The 3,007-nt window shown below is 73.7% G+C and carries 4 protein-coding genes; 3 read left to right on the top strand and 1 reads right to left on the bottom strand.

The window, feature by feature from the left end; genetic code table 11:
• Nucleotides 1–370 (bottom strand): DUF4397 domain-containing protein (locus tag E4P40_RS27175; RefSeq protein WP_135161405.1); only part of this gene is annotated, 370 nt, incomplete at its 3' end.
• Between the two features lie 104 nt (nt 371–474).
• Here E4P40_RS27175 and E4P40_RS27170 point away from each other — a divergent pair.
• From E4P40_RS27170 to E4P40_RS27160, 3 genes are read left to right on the top strand one after another with little or no spacing between them, the layout of a single operon-like run.
• Complete coding sequence (locus tag E4P40_RS27170) at nt 475–945, top strand: DUF309 domain-containing protein (protein ID WP_245160624.1); 471 nt, start codon at nt 475–477, stop codon at nt 943–945.
• A 40-nt stretch (nt 946–985) separates the two neighbouring features.
• The gene (locus E4P40_RS27165; protein ID WP_167762389.1) at nt 986–1,426 is read left to right on the top strand and encodes an SRPBCC domain-containing protein; all 441 of its coding nucleotides are present in this window, start codon (nt 986–988) and stop codon (nt 1,424–1,426) included.
• A 41-nt stretch (nt 1,427–1,467) separates the two neighbouring features.
• Complete coding sequence (locus tag E4P40_RS27160; protein WP_135161402.1) at nt 1,468–2,961, top strand: NAD-dependent malic enzyme; 1,494 nt, start codon at nt 1,468–1,470, stop codon at nt 2,959–2,961.
• Nucleotides 2,962–3,007: the final 46 nt, after the last annotated feature.

The raw sequence follows: 3,007 nt of genomic DNA, 5'->3' as shown, positions 1-3,007 counted from the left end.
TGACGAACGGAGTGAGGGTGGGCTGCCCACCTTCGTTCAGGTGCGCGACGACCGTGGCGTCGGCGCCCGCGGGCACCTGCGCAGTGGCGCCGAACAGGGCGCTCCCGGAGTTGTCGGCGGCGTCGGCCGCGAAGACCTGGATGTCGTAGCTCCCGGCCGGCAGCTGGAGCGGGTCGGTGAGCGTGCCGGGCTGGAAGTCGTCGAGCAGGCGCTCGCCGTTGGCGTAGACGTCGACCGGGGTCTCCGGGACGGCGTGCAGGACCGAGACGGTGGCGGTCTCGGCGGCCGTCGCGGGCGTGGCGAGGAGGACCAGCGCGCCGGCGACGCCGACAGCACCGGCAGCGCGGCTGAACGTGCGGATCGTGCTCACGGAGGATCCTTTCCGATGGCGGACGGCTCGTGCCCCCTCTTCCGGGCACCCGATCCGGTTGGATGCAACGGATTCCCGGAGGAGGCTGGTGCAGGATCGGGCGGGTGAGCACCGAACGGGACCGCGACGCGGAGGGCCGTGCCCGCAACGCGCGGCCCCGGGACGCGCTGGGCCGGCCCCTGCCCTACGGCGCGGTCGGCGAGGAGCGGGCCCCGGAGGGCGTCGTCAGGGAGCCCCCCGACTCGCTCGCCGAGGCTCAGGCACTGCTCGACGCCGGGCGGCCGTTCCACGCCCACGAGGTGCTCGAGGACGCGTGGAAGTCCGCCCCGGAGGCCGAGCGGCAGCTCTGGCGCGGGCTGGCCCAGCTGGCGGTCGGGCTCACCCATGCCGCCCGCGGCAACCGGCGCGGTGCGGCCACCCTGCTCGATCGCGGCGCCGGCAACATCGCGCACTACGTGGCGCAGCCGCCGCACGGCATCGACGTCGCGGGGCTCAACCGATGGGGGCGCGAGCTCTCCGCCGCCGCGTCGGCCGGGCGCGAGCTCGACGTCTCCCCACCGCGGCTGCGGGCCTGACCTCTGGCCGTCCCCCGGCGGGCGGAGCAGACTGCCGGGCGTGCGGAGCTTCGAGGCGGTGACCCGGATCGACGCGAGCCCGGCCGAGGTGTGGGCGCTGCTCACCGACGTCGGCAGCTGGCGGGACTGGGACTCGGGCGTGGACCGGGTCGAGGGGACCGTCGCGCTCGGGGAGCGGCTGACGATCTACGCGACCATGATCCGCAGCCGCCCGTTCTCGGTGACCGTCACCGAGCTGCGGCCCTCCGAGGCGATGCGCTGGCGCGGCGGACTGCCGTTCGGCATGGCGGTCATCGAGCGCACCTACTCCCTCGACGCCCAGGACGACGGCGGCACCGTGCTCACGGTGCGGGAGGACCATTCGGGCACGTTTGCCGCGCTGCTGGGCCGCACGACCCCGGACCTGAACCCGTCGTTCCGGCAGTTCTGCGCCGGGCTCAAGGCGAGAGCCGAAGGTTCCGCCTCCCGCACGGTGGGCTGAGCGACACTCGGCCCTGTGCCGGTGGGACGATGGCGCACGCCATGAGCACTGAGACCACGCCGGCCGCCGGTACCGACGAGCCCGTTGCCCCGACCGTCCCCCGTGGGCCGGTGACCTCCGCGTCGTACTCGATCACCGTGCGACTCACCTCCGACGGCGACCCGGCCTCGATCGGCCGGATCGCCACCGCCGTGGGGACGGCGGGTGGTGCGGTCACGGCCATCGACGTGGTCGACTCCCGCTCCGACGGCCTCACCGTCGACGTCACCTGCTCGGCCGCCGATGCCGCTCACTCCGAGGAGATGGTCGACGCGCTGCGGACGGTCCCGGGCGTCACGGTCCGCAAGGTCAGCGACCGCACGTTCCTGCTGCACCTCGGCGGCAAACTCGAGGTCGCCTCCAAGGTGCCGCTCAAGACCCGCGACGACCTCTCGATGGCCTACACGCCCGGCGTCGCGCGGGTCTGCCTCGCGCTGGCCGACCACCCGGAGGACGTCCGCCGGCTCACGATCAAGGGCAACACCGTCGCGGTGGTCACCGACGGCTCCGCCGTCCTGGGGCTCGGCGACATCGGGCCGGGCGCCGCGCTGCCGGTCATGGAGGGCAAGGCCGCGCTGTTCAAGCGGTTCGCCGACATCGACGCGTGGCCGATCTGCCTCGACACCCAGGACGTCGACGAGATCGTGCGCACCGTGGAGCTCATCGCCCCCGGCTTCGGCGGCATCAACCTCGAGGACATCGCCGCGCCCCGCTGCTTCGAGATCGAGAAGCGGCTGCGCGACAAGCTGGACATCCCCGTGTTCCACGACGACCAGCACGGGACGGCGATCGTCGCGCTGGCCGCGCTGAAGAACGCGCTGCGCGTGGTGGACAAGCGGCTGCCCGACGTGAAGATCGTGGTCGCCGGCGGGGGTGCCGCGGGGACGGCGATCGTCCACCTCCTGCTGCAGGCCGGTGCCGGGCAGGTCCTCGTCTGGGACCGCGAGGGCATCCTGTCCCCCGACGACGACCGGCTCGGCCCCGCCAAGCGTGATCTGGCTCAGCGGACCAACCCGGGTCGCCGCCGCGGCGAGCTGCCCGACGCGCTCGACGGCGCCGACGTCTTCATCGGGGTGAGCGCGGGGAACGTGCTCGCGGTCGAGGACCTGGCCCGCATGAACGAGCGCTCGATCATCTTCCCGATGGCGAACCCCACCCCGGAGGTCGATCCGGTGCGGGCCCGGGAGCACGCGACGATCGTGGCGTCCGGCCGCTCGGACCTGCCGAACCAGATCAACAACGTGCTGGCGTTCCCGGGCGTCTTCCGCGGACTGCTCGACGCCCGAGCCACCGAGATCAGCGACGGCATGTTGCTCGCCGCGGCCGACGCGCTGGCCGCCGTCGTCCGGGACGACCAGCTCAACGCCAACTACATCATCCCGAGCGTGTTCGACCCGGAGGTCACGACGGCGGTCGCTGCCGCGGTGGCCGAGCAGGCCCGGCACGAGCCGGGCGCGACCGTCCGGGTCAGCGGGATCGAGACCACGCCCGCCTGAGACGGGATCCGGCCCCGATCAGGTGACCTGACCCGCGCGCTGGCCG

The sequence above is a fragment of the Blastococcus sp. CT_GayMR20 genome (assembly GCF_004570345.1).
Note: the sequence above shows the minus strand (reverse complement) of the source record. Positions and strands in the feature narration are given on the sequence as shown.

Coding starts and splice junctions, on each gene's coding strand:
- E4P40_RS27160 (WP_135161402.1), top strand. CDS start 1,468: ATGAGCACTGAGACCACGCCGGCCGCCGGTACCGACGAGCCCGTTGCC.